At 72.1% G+C, this 16,598-nt stretch carries 17 protein-coding genes; 13 read left to right on the top strand and 4 right to left on the bottom strand.

Features of this window, described 5'->3' with window-relative positions; genetic code table 11:
- Positions 1 to 102: 102 nt before the first annotated feature.
- From ACFY0D_RS33285 to ACFY0D_RS33335, 11 genes are all read left to right on the top strand, one after another.
- Positions 103 to 1,044, top strand: a complete 942-nt coding sequence (locus ACFY0D_RS33285; protein ID WP_382548888.1) for an FKBP-type peptidyl-prolyl cis-trans isomerase — start codon at positions 103 to 105, stop codon at positions 1,042 to 1,044.
- A 28-nt stretch (positions 1,045 to 1,072) separates the two neighbouring features.
- Complete coding sequence (locus ACFY0D_RS33290; protein WP_390801656.1) at positions 1,073 to 1,465, top strand: FKBP-type peptidyl-prolyl cis-trans isomerase; 393 nt, start codon at positions 1,073 to 1,075, stop codon at positions 1,463 to 1,465.
- Between the two features lie 173 nt (positions 1,466 to 1,638).
- The gene (locus tag ACFY0D_RS33295) at positions 1,639 to 2,595 is read left to right on the top strand and encodes a YafY family protein (RefSeq protein ID WP_301372210.1); all 957 of its coding nucleotides are present in this window, start codon (positions 1,639 to 1,641) and stop codon (positions 2,593 to 2,595) included.
- A gap of 104 nt (positions 2,596 to 2,699) precedes the next feature.
- A complete protein-coding gene (locus tag ACFY0D_RS33300) occupies positions 2,700 to 3,668 on the top strand; it encodes a WYL domain-containing protein (RefSeq protein ID WP_351158384.1) in 969 nt (322 codons plus the stop codon).
- Between the two features lie 14 nt (positions 3,669 to 3,682).
- Positions 3,683 to 3,910, top strand: coding sequence for a hypothetical protein (locus ACFY0D_RS33305; protein ID WP_390801657.1), 228 nt, complete (start codon positions 3,683 to 3,685; stop codon positions 3,908 to 3,910).
- 26 nt (positions 3,911 to 3,936) lie between these two features.
- Positions 3,937 to 4,137: a hypothetical protein gene (locus ACFY0D_RS33310; RefSeq protein WP_390801658.1), complete on the top strand. Its 201-nt coding sequence runs from the start codon at positions 3,937 to 3,939 to the stop codon at positions 4,135 to 4,137.
- 181 nt (positions 4,138 to 4,318) lie between these two features.
- A complete protein-coding gene (gene tatA, locus ACFY0D_RS33315) occupies positions 4,319 to 4,612 on the top strand; it encodes a Sec-independent protein translocase subunit TatA (RefSeq protein WP_390801659.1) in 294 nt (97 codons plus the stop codon).
- Positions 4,613 to 4,659: 47 nt separating this feature from the next.
- The gene (gene tatC, locus ACFY0D_RS33320; protein ID WP_390801660.1) at positions 4,660 to 5,625 is read left to right on the top strand and encodes a twin-arginine translocase subunit TatC; all 966 of its coding nucleotides are present in this window, start codon (positions 4,660 to 4,662) and stop codon (positions 5,623 to 5,625) included.
- An 81-nt stretch (positions 5,626 to 5,706) separates the two neighbouring features.
- A complete protein-coding gene (locus ACFY0D_RS33325; protein WP_390801661.1) occupies positions 5,707 to 6,606 on the top strand; it encodes a diacylglycerol kinase in 900 nt (299 codons plus the stop codon).
- 46 nt (positions 6,607 to 6,652) lie between these two features.
- Entirely contained in the window at positions 6,653 to 9,493 is a 2,841-nt protein-coding gene (locus ACFY0D_RS33330; RefSeq protein WP_390801662.1) for a DEAD/DEAH box helicase, read from the top strand.
- Between the two features lie 91 nt (positions 9,494 to 9,584).
- Positions 9,585 to 10,241, top strand: coding sequence for a helix-turn-helix domain-containing protein (locus ACFY0D_RS33335; protein ID WP_390801663.1), 657 nt, complete (start codon positions 9,585 to 9,587; stop codon positions 10,239 to 10,241).
- Between the two features lie 43 nt (positions 10,242 to 10,284).
- Here ACFY0D_RS33335 and ACFY0D_RS33340 read toward each other — a convergent pair whose 3' ends face one another.
- From ACFY0D_RS33340 to ACFY0D_RS33355, 4 genes are all read right to left on the bottom strand, one after another.
- Complete coding sequence (locus tag ACFY0D_RS33340; protein WP_390801664.1) at positions 10,285 to 11,256, bottom strand: RluA family pseudouridine synthase; 972 nt, start codon at positions 11,254 to 11,256, stop codon at positions 10,285 to 10,287.
- A gap of 19 nt (positions 11,257 to 11,275) precedes the next feature.
- Positions 11,276 to 12,826 carry a serine hydrolase gene (locus ACFY0D_RS33345; protein WP_390801665.1) on the bottom strand — a complete coding sequence of 517 codons (1,551 nt, stop codon included), beginning with the start codon at positions 12,824 to 12,826 and terminating at the stop codon, positions 11,276 to 11,278.
- 116 nt (positions 12,827 to 12,942) lie between these two features.
- On the bottom strand, positions 12,943 to 13,782 hold the full coding sequence (locus ACFY0D_RS33350; RefSeq protein WP_390801666.1) for a siderophore-interacting protein: 840 nt from the start codon (positions 13,780 to 13,782) through the stop codon (positions 12,943 to 12,945).
- A gap of 48 nt (positions 13,783 to 13,830) precedes the next feature.
- Complete coding sequence (locus ACFY0D_RS33355) at positions 13,831 to 14,736, bottom strand: 5'-3' exonuclease H3TH domain-containing protein (RefSeq protein ID WP_390801676.1); 906 nt, start codon at positions 14,734 to 14,736, stop codon at positions 13,831 to 13,833.
- Between the two features lie 235 nt (positions 14,737 to 14,971).
- Here ACFY0D_RS33355 and ACFY0D_RS33360 point away from each other — a divergent pair, with 235 nt between their 5' ends.
- Complete coding sequence (locus ACFY0D_RS33360) at positions 14,972 to 15,586, top strand: helix-turn-helix domain-containing protein (RefSeq protein ID WP_051774094.1); 615 nt, start codon at positions 14,972 to 14,974, stop codon at positions 15,584 to 15,586.
- Positions 15,583 to 16,347 (top strand): helical backbone metal receptor, encoded by a 765-nt coding sequence (locus tag ACFY0D_RS33365; RefSeq protein ID WP_390801677.1) that lies wholly within the window; start codon positions 15,583 to 15,585, stop codon positions 16,345 to 16,347. Before ACFY0D_RS33360 ends, ACFY0D_RS33365 begins: the two co-directional genes overlap by 4 nt.
- The last annotated feature ends 251 nt before the right edge of the window (positions 16,348 to 16,598 follow it).

Consider the following 16,598-nt stretch of genomic DNA (forward strand, 5'->3'; position numbering starts at 1 on the left):
CATCGCACTCCTCGCCAGGGCCTCGTACGTCTCTCGTACGGGGCCCTGTGCACGGCTTAGAGTGGCGAGCGACCGCTTTGCCGTCTGAGATCTGAGGAACACGTGCGCCGACTTGCCGGCCTGCTTGTCGTACCCCTGCTGCTGCTGACGACCGCAGCGTGTGGCGACGACAGCGGCTCCGACTCCGCCCAGATGAAGAACGGGGCCCCCGCGATCACCAAGGGTGCCGCCTTCGGGGAGACGCCCACCCTGTCGAAGGGGAAGGGCGCGCCGCCCAAGGAACTCAAGGTGGTGACCATCAGCGAGGGCGCCGGGCAGGTGCTCAAGAAGAACGACATCGCGCAGGTCAACTACCTCGGCCAGGTGTGGGACGGCAAGGAGCCGTTCGACCAGAGCTTCGGGCGGCCCGCGCCGTTCGACGTGACGATCGGCGCCGGCGCCGTCATCAAGGGCTGGGACCAGGGCCTGGAGGGCCAGAAGGTCGGCAGCCGTGTCGAGCTGGTGATCCCGCCGGAGCTCGGTTACGGAGCCCAGGGCTCGGGCGAGAAGATCAAGCCGAACGCCACGCTGGTCTTCGTCGTGGACATCGTCAAGGGCGCGACCGTCCCGGCCTCGGCCACGGGCAAGGAAGTCGCCCAGGACAACAAGGACCTGCCCAAGGTCGGCACGAACACGGACGGCAAGGAAGTCTCCGTGACCGTCCCGAAGGACACCGCCGAGCCCACCAAGCTGGTCTCGGACTACGTCCTGGAGGGTGATGGCGCGGTCGTGAAGGACACCGACAGCGTCGTCGTCAAGTTCAACGGCAAGACGTGGAAGGACGACAAGTCCTTCGAGAGCACCTACACCAGCGACCAGACGGTCACCTGGCCGCTGGGTGAGCTTTCGGTCAAGGGTCTGAAGGACGGCATCGTCGGCAAGAAGGCCGGCAGCCGCATCCTGCTGGTCATCCCGCCGGACCAGGCCTTCGGTGACAAGGAGCAGGGCACCATCCCGGCGAAGTCGACGCTGGTCTTCAGCCTCGACATCCTCGCGGTGATGTAAGACTGTTCCGGTTGACCGTTTCGTACGTATGAGGAGAAGTTCCGTGAGTGACCTCCAGAAGCCCGAGATCGACTTCCCCGAGGGCGAGGCCCCCAAGGACCTCGTGATCGAGGACATCTGGCTGGGCGACGGCGCCGAGGCCAAGAAGGGCGACCTGGTCTCCGTCCACTACGTGGGTGTGGCCTTCTCCACCGGCGAGGAGTTCGACGCTTCCTGGAACCGCGCTTCCGCGCTGCAGTTCCAGCTCGGCATCGGTCAGGTCATCGCCGGCTGGGACCAGGGTGTCCAGGGCATGAAGGTCGGCGGCCGCCGCAAGCTGGTCATCCCCGCCCACCTCGCCTACGGCGACCGTGGCGCGGGCGGTGCGATCGCCCCGGGCGAGACGCTGATCTTCGTCTGCGACCTGGTCAAGGTCGGCTGATCCGGACCTCCGCGATCGGTTGAGGGGCCCCCGCCGTCCGGAGGGGGCCCCTCGTTTTTTGCCCGGGCGCGCCGGGGCGGTACGGTCAACGGTCAATGGGTCCGTCCGTGTCGGGTCGCGGCCCGTGTGACGGTCCGACGGATGTGCAGGCGGAGAAGGGCGGAAGGGCGTCGATGGCGATTGCCAAGGCCGAGCGGCTGATGAATCTGGCGCTGTGTCTGCTGGGGACCCGCCGGCCGCTCAGCAAGCGGGAGTTGCGCGGTTCCATCGAGGCCTACATGGAAGCCGGCAACGACGAGTCCTTCAACCGCATGTTCGAGCGGGACAAGGACGACCTGCGTGAACTCGGCCTCGTCATCGAGACGGTGGAGAACCTGGACGGCGAGACCGGATACCTGGCCCGCCGGGACAGCAACCGGCTGCCTCCCGTCTCGCTGGACGCCGAGGAGGCCGCCGCCCTGGGGCTGGCGGCCAAGGTCTGGCAGCAGGCGCGGCTGGCGGGGGCCGCCAGCGGGGCCCTGCAGAAGCTGCGCGCGGGCGGGATGCCCGAGGCGGAGGACCCGTACGCGGGGCAGCACAGCGCGATCGAGCCGCGCATCCCGGTCCACGAGGCGGCCTTCGAGCCGCTGATGCTGGCCTGCCGGGACCGCCGGCCGGTGGTCTTCGACTACCGCAAGTCCACCGCCGCCAGCCCCGAGACCCGGCAGGTCGAGCCCTGGGCGCTGGAGTGCTGGCGCGGCCACTGGTACCTGGCCGGCTACGACCGCGACCGCGGGGCGGAGCGGGTGTTCCGGCTCTCCCGGATCACCGGCAAGGTCCGCTCCCGGGCCGCGAAGTACACCGCCGAGGTGCCGGACGTGGTGACCGTACGGGAGACCGTGGCGAGCTGGGCCGGGGAGAGCGCGGACCGCAGCGCGCTGATCCGGCTGCGGGCCGGGGCGGGCTACCCGCTGCGGGCCAAGGCCACCGCGGTGCGCGAGGGCGGGGACGGCTGGGACGAGCTGGAGATCCCGTACGGGCACGGGCTGGACGCCTGGCTGGTGGAGTTCGGGCCCGACGTCGTCGTGGTCGGTCCCGCCGACCTGCGGGCGGACGTGGTGGACCGGCTGCGGGCCGTGGCCGGGGCCTGACCGGGGCCGATCCCGGGGCCCGCGGGCCCGGCGGCCGATCCGCGGCCGCACCGTTCCACACGAGCGACATCCACAGATGTGCCCTGAGGGGGAGACGTACCAGCATGGCTGCCAACGCCATCGACCAGACCCGCCGGATGCTGTCCCTGGTGACCTATCTGCGCGAGCGCCCCGGTGCGCACGTCGCGGACGTCGCGCGCGCCTTCGGGATCACCGAGGACGAGCTGATCTCGGACCTCGACGTGCTGCCCATGTGCGGGACGAGCTTCCGGGGCGGGGACCTGCTCGACATCGACACCGACGGGGAGCGCATCTGGTGGCGCAACCCCGACGCCTCCGGAGAGTCCACCGCCGAGCCGCTGCGGCTGGCCGCCGACGAGGCGACCGCGCTGCTGGTGGCAGCCCGCGCGGTGGCCACCCTGCCCGGGCTGCGCGAGAGCGACCGGGACGCCCTGCTGCGGGCCACGGCCAAGCTGGAGGCCGCCGCGGGCGAGGTGGCCGGGGCCAGCTCCCGGCTGTCGGTGACCTTCGAGTCCGAGGGCGGGGTCTTCGCGGACGTCGACCGGGCCATCGCGGAGCGCCGGCGGCTGTGGCTGCGCTACTACTCGCCCGCGCGGGACGAGCTCACCGAGCGCACGGTCGACCCGATCCGGCTCTTCGCGGTGGGGCACACGTACATGGAGGGCTGGTGCCACCTCTCGGAGGCCCGGCGCACCTTCCGCCTCGACCGGGTCGCGGAGATCCGGCTGCTGGACGAGCGGGCCGAGCCGCCCGCCATCGAGCCGCGCGACCTGTCCGAGGGCCTGGTCCAGCCGGCCGCCGAGGACCCGGAGGTCGTGGTCGAGGTGGGGCCGGGCGGGCGCTGGGTCGCCGAGTACTACCCGCACGACAGCGCGGAGGAGCTGCCCGGGGGCGGTCTGCGGATCACCCTGCGCAGCCCGGACCCGGCCTCGCTGCGCCGGCTGGCGCTGCGGCTGGGCCGTGAGGGCCGGATCGTGGCTCCGGCCGAGCTGGCGGACAGCGCGCGCAGCGCGGCCCGGGAAGCACTGGCGGGGTACGGGGAACAGGTCTGAGGGGAGCGCGGTCGATGTCGCCAACGTCCGGGCCCGTCGCCTTCAAGGCCTCCTGTCCCGACTGCCGCGCCCGCTTCGAGCTGGACGCGGGCGCCCTGCGGCTGGCCATCGGCGGTAGCCGGCGGACCACTTTCTATTCCTTCACCTGTCCTGACTGTGGTGCCGCCGTACGCAAACCCGCCGGCGAGCGGATCGTGGAACTGCTCACCGGTGGTGGCGTGAGCACCCTGCGCAGCATCTGACCGGGCGGGTGGCCTAGGCTCGCCCCATGCTGTGGCCGATGTTCGCAATTGCCCTGGGTTTCCTCGGAGTGACGGTGCTCGCCGTGCTCGCGGTGCGGGTGTACGTGGAGGTGCGCAGACTGGCCTCCCAGGTGGCGCAGGCCAGCCGCCGGGTCACCGACGCCTCCGCGGATCTTGAGCGGGCGGCCGTCGACCTGGCCCGGGCCGGACACGGCGTACGCCCCTAGGGGGGTGTCTTGCCGCAGGACGAATGTGTGTGTCCGGGGCATTGCGAACCTGCCCGAGTGGAAGCGGGAGGACCCCCGGGGATTGCCGGGCGTTAACCCCCTGGGGTTACGATCCTCGGTAGAGCAAGTCCTAGGCGCCCGTCCGGCGTGCTGTGAACCTCGGAGAAGAAGGAAGATACCTATGGGCAACTTCAGGGGTTGGGAAATCCTCGTCATCGTCGGACTCATCATCCTGCTGTTCGGCGCCAAGAAGCTTCCCGACATGGCCCGCTCCCTCGGCAAGTCGGCCCGCATCCTCAAGAGCGAGGCCAAGGCCATGAAGAAGGACGGCGAGAGCGACGACGACGCCGCCGCCACCGCCGCGCCCGCGGACCAGTCCGCGCAGCCCGTCGCCCCGCGTACCATCCAGGCCGCTCCGGGTGACGTCAGCAGCTCGCGTCCGGTCGGCGAGCCGAACCGCACCGCCCAGGGCTGACACCCGCCGTACACGCCAGTCATCTGCAACGAGACAAGGGACGTGGGTTGCTCAAGTCTGCCCGCAAGCAGGAGAAGAAAGAACGACAGGCGAAGGACGCCGAAGGGCGCATGCCTCTCGTCGAGCACCTGCGTGAGCTTCGAAACCGCCTGCTGAAGTCGGTCCTGGCGATCGTGCTGATCACGATCGTTGCCGCGTTCTTCTACCGGGAGATCATCAACTTCCTGTTGAAGCCGATGTTGGACTCCGTCGGCTGTACGGACGGCGTGGTGACCCAGCGCAACGGCCGCCCCTGCGCCGACATGACCGTGAACGGCCTGATCTCGGCGTTCTCGATCGCCCTGAAGGTCGCGCTGATGGCCGGTGTGGTGCTGTCCGCCCCGGTGTGGCTGTACCAGCTGTGGGCATTCGCCGCGCCCGGGCTCCACAGTCACGAGAAGAAGTACGCGCGCAGTTTCGTCGCGGTCGGTGTGCCCCTCTTCCTGACCGGCGCGGTGATCGCGTACAAGATCCTCCCGCAGACCGCGACGATCATGCTGGAGTTCACTCCCGACCACGCGCGCAACCTGCTGCCGGTCGACGACTACCTCGACCTGGTCACCCGCATGGTGATCGTGTTCGGCCTGGCCTTCGAGCTGCCACTGCTGCTGATCCTGCTGAACTTCACCGGTGTGCTCACCGGCAAGCGGCTGGCGAGCTGGTGGCGGGGCATGGTCCTCGGCATCACGATCTTCGCCGCCTTCGCGACCCCCACCGGTGACCCGCCGACGATGCTCGCGCTGGCCGTGCCCATCGTGGCCCTCTACTTCGCCGCGCTCGGCATCTGTCTCCTCAACGACCGCAGGCGCAGGCGCAACGACCCCGACGCGGATCTGAGCGACGACGAGGCCTCCCAGCTGGATCTCACCCCGGCGCCGATCGGCGAGCTGGAGTCCTTGCCGGCTCCCGCGGGCCTGCCCGAGCAGGCCGACGGCGGCCGCCAGCGGATCAACGGTTACGACGACGCCACCTGACGGGTACGCCACCGGCTGCCGCCGGGAGGTGTCCCCGGGGGCGACCGAGGCCCGGGAACGGGCTCCGGTACATTCCCGTGGATGAGTTACGAGGTCACCCTCTTCGTCAATCCCACAGCCGGACGCGGCCGGGGCGCGCACGCCGCGCAGCCGGCCGCTTCGGCCGTCCGGGCGGCCGGTTTCTCCGTACGGACCGTGGTGGGCGCCGACGCGCCGGACGCGCTGGCCCGGCTGACGGCCGCCGTCCGGGAGGGCACCGGTGCGGTGATCGCGGTGGGCGGTGACGGGATGGTCTCCCTGGCGCTCCAGGCCCTGGCGGGGACGCCGGTGCCGCTCGGGGTGGTCGCGGTGGGCACCGGCAACGACTTCGCGCGCGCGATGGGGCTGCCCGTACGGGAGCCGGCGCGGGCCGGGCAGATGGCCGCCGAAGCCCTCAAGGAGAGCCGGATCCGGGAGATCGACCTGGGCCGGGTGGGCGGCGCCGACTACGAGAAGTGGTTCGGGACGGTGCTGTGCTCCGGCTTCGACTCGCGGGTCAACGACCGGGGCAACCGGATGCGGCTGCCGGTCGGCCGGTTCAAGTACGACCTGGCGATGATCGCGGAGCTGGCCGCCTTCCGGCCGTTCCCGTACCGGATCACCCTGGACGACGGGCCGGTGATCGAGACCGAGGCCACGCTGGTGGCCGTCGGCAACGGGTCCTCCTACGGCGGGGGCATGCGCATCTGCGCGGACGCCGTCCCCGACGACGGGCTCTTCGACGTCACGGTGGTCGGCGACTGCAGCCGGGCCACCCTGCTCAAGGTGTTCCCGCAGGTCTACAAGGGCCGCCACCTCGGCCATCCGAAGGTGACCGTCCACCGGGCCAGGAAGATCACCCTGGAGGCTGCGGGCCTGGGCGCGTACGCGGACGGCGAGCCGCTGGGGGTGCTGCCGGTGACCGCGGAGTGCGTTCCCCGGGCGGTCGGGCTGCTCACTTAAATGATCGCGACTGTTGTCGGAGGTGGCGGGTAGGCTCGACAGCAAGATGACCGAAGAACTCTCACCCGCCGAGCGGTACGCCGCTGCCCGGATCCGCGCCGCCGAAGAGGCCTCTGCCCTGGCCCCCTTCCGCGAGATGTACGACTTCGACCTGGACCCGTATCAGGTCGAGGCCTGCAAGGCGCTGGAGGCCGGCAAAGGCGTCCTCGTCGCCGCCCCGACCGGCTCGGGCAAGACCATCGTCGGCGAGTTCGCCGTGCACCTGGCCCTCCAGCAGGGCCGCAAGTGCTTCTACACGACGCCGATCAAGGCGCTGTCGAACCAGAAGTACGCCGACCTCGTCAAGCGCTACGGTGCCGACAAGGTGGGCCTGCTGACGGGTGACAACAGCGTCAACTCCGAGGCGCCGGTGGTCGTGATGACCACCGAGGTGCTCCGCAACATGCTGTATGCGGGCTCGCAGTCGCTGCTGGGCCTCGGCTACGTCGTGATGGACGAGGTCCACTACCTCTCCGACCGGTTCCGCGGGGCCGTCTGGGAGGAAGTGATCATCCACCTCCCCGAGTCGGTGACCCTGGTCTCCCTGTCGGCCACCGTGTCCAACGCCGAGGAGTTCGGCGACTGGCTGGACACCGTGCGCGGGGACACCGAGGTGATCGTCTCCGAGGAGCGGCCCGTACCGCTGTGGCAGCACGTCATGGCCGGCCGCCGGATCTACGACCTCTTCGAGGAGGAGTCCGACCACGGCGGCCGCGGCTCCGCGCGCCGGGAGGTCAATCCCGATCTGCTGCGCATGGCGCGCGAGGAGAACAGCCGCACCTACAGTCCGAAGGACCGGCGGCGCGGCAAGATGGTCCGCGAGGCCGACCGCGAGCGCGAGCGGCGCTCCCGCGGCCGGATCTGGACCCCGTCCCGCCCCGAGGTCATCGCCCGGCTCGACGGCGACGGGCTGCTGCCCGCCATCAACTTCATCTTCAGCCGGGCCGGCTGCGAGGCCGCCGTCCAGCAGTGCCTGTACGCGGGCCTGCGGCTCAACGACGAGTCCGCGCGGCTCAAGGTGCGCGAGCTCGTCGAGGCGCGGACCGCCTCCATCCCCACCGAGGACCTGCACGTCCTGGGGTACTACGAGTGGCTCGAAGGGCTGGAGCGGGGCATCGCCGCGCACCACGCGGGCATGCTGCCCACCTTCAAGGAGGTCGTGGAGGAACTGTTCGTACGCGGCCTGGTGAAGGCCGTCTTCGCCACGGAGACCCTGGCGCTGGGCATCAACATGCCCGCGCGCACGGTGATCCTGGAGAAGCTGGTCAAGTGGAACGGCGAGCAGCACGCCGACATCACCCCCGGCGAGTACACGCAGCTGACCGGCCGGGCCGGGCGGCGCGGCATCGACGTCGAGGGCCACGCGGTGGTGCTCTGGCAGCGCGGCATGGACCCGGCGGGGCTCGCCGGGCTCGCGGGTACCCGTACGTATCCGCTGCGTTCCAGCTTCAGGCCGTCCTACAACATGGCCGTGAACCTGGTCAGCCAGTTCGGGCGGCACCGCTCGCGCGAGCTCCTGGAGACCTCCTTCGCGCAGTTCCAGGCCGACCGCTCGGTCGTCGGGATCTCCCGGCAGGTCCAGCGCAACGAGGAGGGCCTGGAGGGCTACCAGGAGGGCATGACCTGCCACCTGGGGAACTTCGAGGAGTACGCGCAGCTGCGCCGTGACCTCAAGGACCGCGAGACGGACCTGGCCAAGCAGGGCGCGGCGCAGCGCCGGGTGCAGGCGGCCGGTTCGCTGGAGAAGCTCAAGCCGGGCGACATCATCCACGTGCCGACGGGCAAGTTCGCCGGGCTGGCGCTGGTCCTGGACCCGGGCGTGCCGGCCGGGCGGGTCAACGGGCACCGCGGGCACGAGTACGCCGAGGGCCCGCGCCCGCTGGTGCTCACCGCCGAGCGGCAGGTCAAGCGGCTCGCCGCGATCGACTTCCCGGTCCCGGTCGAGGCGCTCGACCGGATGCGGATCCCCAAGACCTTCAACGCGCGCTCGCCGCAGTCCCGTCGGGACCTGGCGTCCCAGCTGCGGACCAAGGCCGGCCACATCACGCCCGAGCGGCGCTCCCGCGGCCGGGCCGCGGCCGCCGACGACCGTGAGATCGCCCGGCTGCGCAGTGAGCTGCGGGCGCACCCCTGCCACGGCTGCGACGAGCGGGAGGACCACGCCCGCTGGGCGGAGCGCTACTACCGGCTCAAGCGGGACACCCAGCAGCTGGAGCGGCGGATCGAGGGCCGGACGAACACCATCGCCCGCACCTTCGACCGGATCCACGCACTGCTGACCGAGCTGGACTACCTGCGCGAGGACGAGGTCACCGTGCACGGCAAGCGGCTCGCCCGGCTGTACGGGGAGCTGGACCTGCTGGCCTCCGAATGCCTGCGGGCCAAGGTGTGGGAGGGGCTCAGCCCGGCCGAACTGGCCGCCTGCGTCTCGGCGTTGGTCTTCGAGGCGCGCCAGTCCGACGACGCGGTCGCACCGAAGGTGCCCGGCGGCGCGGCGAAGGAGGCGCTGGGCGAGATGGTCCGGATCTGGGGCCGCCTCGACGCGCTGGAGGAGGAGCACCGCATCAACCAGGCGGAGGGCGTGGGCCAGCGCGAGCCGGACCTCGGCTTCGCGTGGGCGGCGTACCAGTGGGCTTCCGACAAGAGCCTGGACGAGGTGCTGCGCGAGGCGGAGATGCCGGCCGGTGACTTCGTGCGCTGGTGCAAGCAGGTCATCGACGTGCTCGGGCAGGTCGCGGCGGCGGCTCCGGCGGCCTCCGGTGACAGCGGGAGCACGGTGGCGCGCAATGCCCGCAAGGCCGTGGACGCGCTGCTTCGGGGTGTAGTGGCCTACAGCTCGGTCGGCTAGGCGGTTTTGGGGCTTCCTCCGAGAGTGGGGATGGCCTGATCTGATCTCTTGCCATGATCGAATCGGCGTGCCCTGTGCGACGATCGATTCCATGAGTGGGGGAGCGGACGATGGTCCGAGACGGGTCGGCCGGCCACGTGCCGACCGACTGAGACCGGACAGCGGCCGGCCGCCGCGCGAGGAACTCCTCTGCGCGGCGGCCGAGTTGTTCACCGCCCAGGGATACGCGGCGACCACCACGCGGGCCGTCGCCGAACGGGCCGGGATGCGCCAGGCCACGATGTACCACTACTTCGCCGGCAAGGAGGAACTCCTCGCCGAACTGCTGGAGTCCACCGTCGCACCCTCGCTGGTGCTGGCCCGGCAACTGCTCGCGGACGACGGGCGGTGCGCCGCGCGGCGGCTGTGGGAGCTGTGCCGCTCCGACGTACTGCTGCTGTGCGGCGGGCCGTACAACCTGGGGGCGCTCTATCTGCTGCCCGAGCTGGGCGGCTCGCGCTTCACGCGGTTCCGCCGCATGCGCGGGGAACTCAAGGACGCCTACCGGGTGTTGCTCGCCGGGACCCGCGTCGGCGCCGAACTGGCCGGGGACAAGGCGGGGCTGACGCTCCGGGGCGACCTCGTCTTCGGGCTCATCGAGGGCGTCATGCTGATCCACCGCACGGATCCGGCGCGGCCGGTGACGGCCTTCGCGGAGGCCACCGCGGACGCGGCGCTGCGGATCGCGGGCGTCGGCCCGCCGGCCTGACGGGCCGCCGCTCCCTGATCCGCCCTGACCGACAAGGCACCCCCTAGCCGCCGGATCCGGCCTCCCAGCCCGCGCGGTCGTCCCAGGCCTGGAGGGTGCGGCCGGTCTCGAAGCGGTGCACGTGCGCGGTCACCGGGTCGGTGAACGCCAGCACCCGGGCCAGGAGTTGCAGGGGCCTGCGGTAGTCGTCCGGGGCCGGGTCGGTGACCTGCGGATACACCGGGTCGCCGAGGATGGGCAGACCCAGGCTGTTCATGTGGACCCGCAGCTGGTGGGTGCGGCCGGTACGCGGGGTCAGCCGGTAGCGGGCCAGCCCGCCCCGGGCCTCGACGCATTCGACCAGGCTCTCGGCGTTGGGCTCGCCGCCGGGCACCTCGACCGCCGCGATGACCCCGCGGGCCTTCTCGATCCGGCTCCGGACCGTGCGCGGGAGGGTGCGGGCGAGTTCCGGGTCGTATGGTGCGAGGGCCTCGTACTCCTTGTGCACCTCGCGCCGCTGGAAGAGCAGCTGGTAGGCGCCGCGGTCCTCCGGCCGGACGCTGAACATCACCAGTCCCGCCGTCAGCCGGTCCAGCCGGTGCGCGGGGCTGAGGCCGGGCAGGTCCAGCTCCTCGCGGAGCCGGGCCAGGGCGGTCTCGGTGATGTGGGAGCCGCGGGGGGTGGTGGCCAGGAAGTGCGGCTTGTCCACGACCAGCAGGTGCGCGTCCCGGTGGACGACGGAGATCGGGAAGGGCACCCGCGGCTCCGGCTCCATGTCCCGGTGGAACCACAGGTAGGCGCCCGGCTCGTACGGGTCCTGCGCGCGCAGGACCCGCCCGCCGGAGCCCAGCACCCGGCCCGCGGCCAGCAGGCGGGCGACCGAGTCGGCGCCGCGGGTGCCGGCGTAGCGCGCCGCGAGGTAGTCGCCGAGATCCGGCCATGTCCCGTCCGGGTCGGGCGGGAGCCGCAGCCGGACCGGGTCGATGCCGGCGCGCTGGGGGAGGGGCGAGGGGGGTGGCTGGGCTCTGCGTCTCATCGGGGACCAGGCTATGCGGCTACCGCTGGGTGAAAGTGCCCAGGTGGTCGGCGTCGAGGTATTCGATGCGCAGGGTGCCGTCGGCGAAGATCACACCGGTGCGGCCGACGGCGTTCTCACCCGCGGTCATGAAGCTGAAGGTGTCGCCGTCGTAGTGGGTCAGCGGGAAGCGCAGGGGCTCGGGGCCGAGGGCGAGGGTGAGCGCGCCGTTGTCGTCGGCGGTCACGGTGGCCTTGCCGTAGTAGGGGTTGTCGTAGGTTCCGGTGTACGCGGCGCTGTCCCGGGCCGGCTGCGCTGTGGTGGGCGGGTGGGCGTAGTCGGTGGTCGACCCGTCCGGGGGTTCGAGAGCGGCCGCGTAGGCGGAGGCGGCCAGGGCGAGCCAGTCGGTGGAGACCTTGCCGTGCTCGGCGTAGTCGAAGAAGTCCAGGGCCACGGCGTCGGGCAGGCCGACCGGGGCGCCGTTGGTCAGGACGACGATGCCGAGCCGCTCCAGCGGGAGCATGGTGACGTTGGTGTTGGCGCCGAGTTCGAAGGCGCCGGAGTGGCTCAGGCGCAGGCGGCCGGCGCTGTCGTAGCCGACGTTCCAGCCGAGGCCGTAGAAGCTGGTGGTGCCGACGGCGTTGGCCGGCTGCGACACGATCGCGGGCACGTGGGTGCGGGCGAGGGTGTCGGCGGGGATGATCCGCTTCCCGTCGAGGGTGCCGCCGGCCAGCTGCAGCCGCAGCCAGCGGGCCATGTCGGTGGCGGTGGAGCTGACCCCGCCGGCCGGGGACTGGGCGTCCGGGTCGCGGACGAAGCGCGGGCTCCAGGTGCCGTCCGCGTTCTTGACGTGGGTGGCGGCGTGGTCGGGGGAGTTGACGAAGGCGGAGAACTCGGTGCTCGTGCGGGTCATGCCGGCGGGCTTGAAGAGGGTGTCGGCGCTGAGCTTCTGCCAGCTGCTGCCCTTGGCCCGGGCGACGGCCTCGGCGGCCGCGGTGAACCCGAAGTTGGTGTAGGCGTAGCTCGCCCGGAACGCGCCGAGGGGCTCCAGGCGCAAGTGGTCCAGGATGTACGCCTGGTCGTAGCCGAGGTCTTCGAGGAGGTCGCCGGCGTGGTCGGGGAGGCCGCTGCGGTGGGAGAACAGGTCGGCGGTGGTGACGTGGTCGGTGACCCAGGGGTCCTTCAGGGAGAACCCGGGCAGGACGGTGCGGTCGTCCCACTCCCGGGGGCCGGTGAGGGTGCCGGCCACGACCGTGGAGGAGACGGGCTTGGACAGCGAGGCGATCTGGAAGACGGTGTCGGGGCCGACCGTTGCGCTCTCGCCGGTCCTGCGGAGCCCGTAGCCCTTGATGTGGACGACCTTGTCGTCGTGGACCACGGCCACGGACACGCCGGGGACCCCGGTGCGGCGCATCATGTCCTCGACGGTGCGGTCGAGGCGGGCGACGGCCCTGTCGACGGCGGCGTCCGTGATCTGGGGCTTCGGGGCGGGGGGCGGGCTGGGCGCGGCCGTGCCCATGGCTGCGGCGCCGGCCGTCGCGGTCAGGAGGACCGCGGCCCCTGCTGCCCCGAGCGCGGAGAGCGTACGCATGGGGTCATTGTCCTGCCGGGGGCCGTGGGGCGCGCGCCGCCGTTGCCGGGGACTCCGCCCCCGGCCCCCCGCGCCTCAATCGCCGGCGAGGCTGAAAGCACCGGCGGGGGAAACCTTTACGCGGCCGCGCGGTGTTCCTGTTCGGCCTCGACCGAGGCGTTCCAGTCGCGCTTGATCGCGCGCCAGCCCTCGTCCGTCTCGCCCAGGCGCCAGTAGCCCGAGATCGACAGGCGCTCGCGCGGGACGCCGCGCTCCATGCGGAGGTGGCGGCGCAGGTCCTTGACGAAGCCGGCCTCGCCGTGGACGAAGGCGTGGACGTCCGTGGAGGGGAACTCCATGGCCGTGACGGCCTCCACCAGGGCCTCGCCCACCGGGCGGTCGCCGCGGTGCAGCCAGATCGGGACGATGCCGTCCGGGGTGGCGATCTTCAGCTCGTCGGCCGGACCGTCGATCTCGACGATGGCGTGGACCTGCGCGCCCGCCGGCATCCGCTCCATCGCGGCGGCGATCGCCGGAAGGGCGCTCTCGTCACCCACCAGGAGGTGCCAGCCGGCCACCGGGTCCGGGGCGTAGGCGCCGCCCGGGCCGAGGAAGCGTACGAGCTCGCCCGGCTGCACCCGCGCCGCCCAGGGACCGGCCAGGCCCTCGTCGCCGTGGACCACGAAGTCGAGGGTCAGCTCCAGGTGCGCGGGATCCCAGCTCCGTACCGTGTACGCGCGCTGGCGCGGCCACTGCGCGCGGGGGAAGTCTGCGCGGATCCGGTCCAGGTCCCACGGCGCGGGGTAACTGACGCCCGCCGGGGCGAACAGGAGCTTGACGTACTGGTCGGTGTACTCGCCCGCGCCGAACTCCCGGAGGCCCTCACCGCCCAGCACGAGCCGCACCATGTGCGGCGACAGCCGCTCGGTGCGTACGACGACGGCGGTGCCGACGGTGCGGGCGCGTCCTTCTGCCACGGTGACTCCCCTGACTCCATGAAACTTAGCCTTACCTAAGTTATCACCTCATGGGCGCAGCGCACTGCTCAGGCGAGAGACTGCGCCACCCAGACCCCACCGATGGGCTAGCGCATCCACCAGTTCGGGCTGCGCCGGGGCCGTCGGACGGGTCGGGTCGAACTCCGGCAGCGGCACGTCCGAGGCCACCTGGACCACCTTCGGCGCCACCGCCAGGTAGGGCCGGGACTCGTCCAGCCGCTTGCGCTGGGTCGGCGTCAGCTTCGACCTCGGGTCGTCGATCGCCGCGATGATCCCCGCCAGGGTGCCGTAGGCGTCCAGGAGTTTGGCGGCCGTCTTCTCGCCGATGCCGGGGACGCCCGGCAGGCCGTCGCTCGGGTCGCCGCGCAGCAGTGCCAGATCGGCGTAGCCGCGGCCGTCCACCCCGTACTTCTCGCGGAGCCACGCCTCGTCGGTCACCTGCAGGGTGCCCACGCCCTTGAGCGGATACAGCACCCGCCGCTGCCGGGCGTCGTCCACCAGCTGGTAGAGGTCCCGGTCGCCGGTGACGATGTCCACCGGGCCGCTCGCGCGGGCGGTGAGCGTGCCGATCACGTCGTCCGCCTCGTACCCGGCGACCCCGACGCGGGCGATGCCGAAGGCGTCCAGCGCCGCCTCGATGATCGGGACCTGCGGGGCGAGCGTGTCCGGGGTCTCCTCCACGTCGGGGCCGGTCTCGGTCTCCTCGGCCACCCGGTGCGCCTTGTAGGAGGGGATCAGCTCCACCCGCCAGTGCGGCCGCCAGTCGGCGTCCATGCACGCCACCAGATCGTCCGGCCGGTGGTCCTGGACGAGCCGGCCGATGAAGTCGAGCAGTCCGCGCACGGCGTTGACCGGGGTGCCGTCGGGGGCCTTCACCGAGTCCGGCACACCGAAGTAGGCGCGGTAGTAGAGGGAGGCGGTGTCCAGGAGCATCAGGCGTCGTGTCGTCACGGAGTCGATGATGCCGCAACGCACCCCGGCGGGTGTCCGGGCCGCCCGGACGGCCCGCGCCGCGACGGACAGTGAGCGCATGTGTACGGGAAGAGCCGTGCACGCGAAACCGGAGGCGGTTGCTGCGTAAGGTGCTTACAGCACACCGATGTGCGACAGACATGGGGAGGGCAGCCCCGACATGAACGACAGGGACGGCACCGACGGCAGCGATGGCATGGACGGCAAGCTGAACGACAGGGACGACAAGAGCAAGGACAAGGACGGCAAGGAGCCGCTCCGGGTGGGCGTGGCCGTGCGCAAGCGGCGCCGCGCGCTCCATCTCACGCTGGCCGCCGTGTCGGCGCGCAGCGGCCTGTCGGTGCCCTTCCTGAGTCAGATAGAGAACGAGCGGGCCCGGCCCAGCATGCGCTCCCTGGAGCGGGTCGCGGACGCGCTGGAGACCACGGCCGTAGAGCTGCTGGCCGCCTCCGACACCGCGCGCACGGTGGACCTCGTACGGGCCGGTGACGCCTCCGGGCTCACCCCGTTCCCGGGTGTACGGCCCCTGGTGCGCGGTCACCACCAGCTGCACGCGATGGAGTTCACCGGGGACCAGGACGCCGGACGCGAGTACCAGCATCGCAACGACGAACTGATGTACGTGGTCGAGGGTGCCTGCCAGGTCGAAGCGGAGGGGCGGGCGTACCGGCTGGAGAGCGGGGACGCGCTGTTCCTGTCCGGCGGCGTGCGGCACCGCTGGCGGGCCGTCACCGAGGACACCCGGATCCTGGTCGTCGCGGTGGGCGAGCACATCCACGCGACCTCCGAGCCCCCGTCGCCGGGACACTGAGCGGCGTGCGGCGGGTCGTCTCGCTGGTGCCCTCGCTGACCGAGGCGGTGGCCGTCAGCGCGCCGGGGCTGCTGGTCGGGGTCACCGACTGGTGCACGCACCCCGGGGACCTCGGCGACGCGGTGCGGATCGGGGGGACGAAGAACCCCGACGTACGGCGGATCGCGGAGCTCCGGCCGGACCTGGTGATCGCCAACGAGGAGGAGAACCGGGCCCCCGACCTGGCGGCGCTGCGCGCGGCCGGTGTGGAGGTGCTGGTCACCGAGGTCCGGGACCTGCCGCAGGCGCTGCGGGAGCTGGACCGGGTGCTGGTGGGGGCGCTGGGGCTGAGGAGGCCGGGGTGGCTGGCGGACGCGGAGCGCGCGTGGGCCGGGGTGGAGCCGGCCGGCGCGGAGCGCGCGTGGGCCGGGGTGGAGCCGGCCGGCGCGCTCACCGCGTTCGTGCCGATCTGGCGGCGGCCGTGGATGGTGCTGGGCCGGGACACCTTCGCCGGGGACCTGCTGGCGCGGCTCGGGGTCCGCAACGTCTACGCCGGACACCCGGAGCGGTATCCCCGGGTGCCGGTGGAGGAACTCGCGGCGGCCGGCTGCGATCTGGTGGTGCTCCCGGACGAGCCGTACCGCTTCACGGCCGAGGACGGCCCGGAGGCCTTCCCGGGCCTGCCCGCCGCGCTGGTCAGCGGCCGGCACCTGACCTGGTACGGGCCCTCGCTGGCCGAGGCCCCGGGGGTGCTGTCGCAGGCCCTGCGCGCGGCGCTGTAGCCCCTCGGCCCTTCGGCTCCCGCCGGGGTTGCCGGCTCCGGCGGGTCGGTGGTGCCGGGGTTCTGGCCCGGGCCGTGCGCCTCAAGCGCCGGCGGGGCTGGGTGGTGTGGGGCGGTGCCCCGCCGGAGTGTCTCCTCGGCTCGCGCGGTGCGGCATGTCGCGGTTGTGCTCGGTGGTGCGCGCTCGTCCTGCGGGGACACTCCGGCGTGTCCCCGCCCCACGGCGGGGCTCCGGCAGTGCCCCGAAGCCGC

The organism is Streptomyces sp. NPDC001502, assembly GCF_042894785.1.
Lineage (GTDB): Bacteria > Actinomycetota > Actinomycetes > Streptomycetales > Streptomycetaceae > Streptomyces > Streptomyces kutzneri.

What these genes read in the sequence shown, in the direction of transcription:
- ACFY0D_RS33335 (WP_390801663.1), top strand. Translation starts at nt 9,585, where the DNA reads ATGAGTGGGGGAGCGGACGATGGTCCGAGACGGGTCGGCCGGCCACGT.
- ACFY0D_RS33355 (WP_390801676.1), bottom strand. Translation starts at nt 14,736, where the DNA reads ATGCTCCTGGACACCGCCTCCCTCTACTACCGCGCCTACTTCGGTGTG.
- ACFY0D_RS33340 (WP_390801664.1), bottom strand. Translation starts at nt 11,256, where the DNA reads ATGAGACGCAGAGCCCAGCCACCCCCCTCGCCCCTCCCCCAGCGCGCC.
- ACFY0D_RS33290 (WP_390801656.1), top strand. Translation starts at nt 1,073, where the DNA reads ATGAGGAGAAGTTCCGTGAGTGACCTCCAGAAGCCCGAGATCGACTTC.
- ACFY0D_RS33300 (WP_351158384.1), top strand. Translation starts at nt 2,700, where the DNA reads ATGGCTGCCAACGCCATCGACCAGACCCGCCGGATGCTGTCCCTGGTG.
- ACFY0D_RS33305 (WP_390801657.1), top strand. Translation starts at nt 3,683, where the DNA reads ATGTCGCCAACGTCCGGGCCCGTCGCCTTCAAGGCCTCCTGTCCCGAC.
- ACFY0D_RS33345 (WP_390801665.1), bottom strand. Translation starts at nt 12,826, where the DNA reads ATGCGTACGCTCTCCGCGCTCGGGGCAGCAGGGGCCGCGGTCCTCCTG.
- ACFY0D_RS33295 (WP_301372210.1), top strand. Translation starts at nt 1,639, where the DNA reads ATGGCGATTGCCAAGGCCGAGCGGCTGATGAATCTGGCGCTGTGTCTG.
- ACFY0D_RS33310 (WP_390801658.1), top strand. Translation starts at nt 3,937, where the DNA reads ATGCTGTGGCCGATGTTCGCAATTGCCCTGGGTTTCCTCGGAGTGACG.
- ACFY0D_RS33325 (WP_390801661.1), top strand. Translation starts at nt 5,707, where the DNA reads ATGAGTTACGAGGTCACCCTCTTCGTCAATCCCACAGCCGGACGCGGC.
- ACFY0D_RS33330 (WP_390801662.1), top strand. Translation starts at nt 6,653, where the DNA reads ATGACCGAAGAACTCTCACCCGCCGAGCGGTACGCCGCTGCCCGGATC.
- ACFY0D_RS33360 (WP_051774094.1), top strand. Translation starts at nt 14,972, where the DNA reads ATGGACGGCAAGCTGAACGACAGGGACGACAAGAGCAAGGACAAGGAC.
- tatA (WP_390801659.1), top strand. Translation starts at nt 4,319, where the DNA reads ATGGGCAACTTCAGGGGTTGGGAAATCCTCGTCATCGTCGGACTCATC.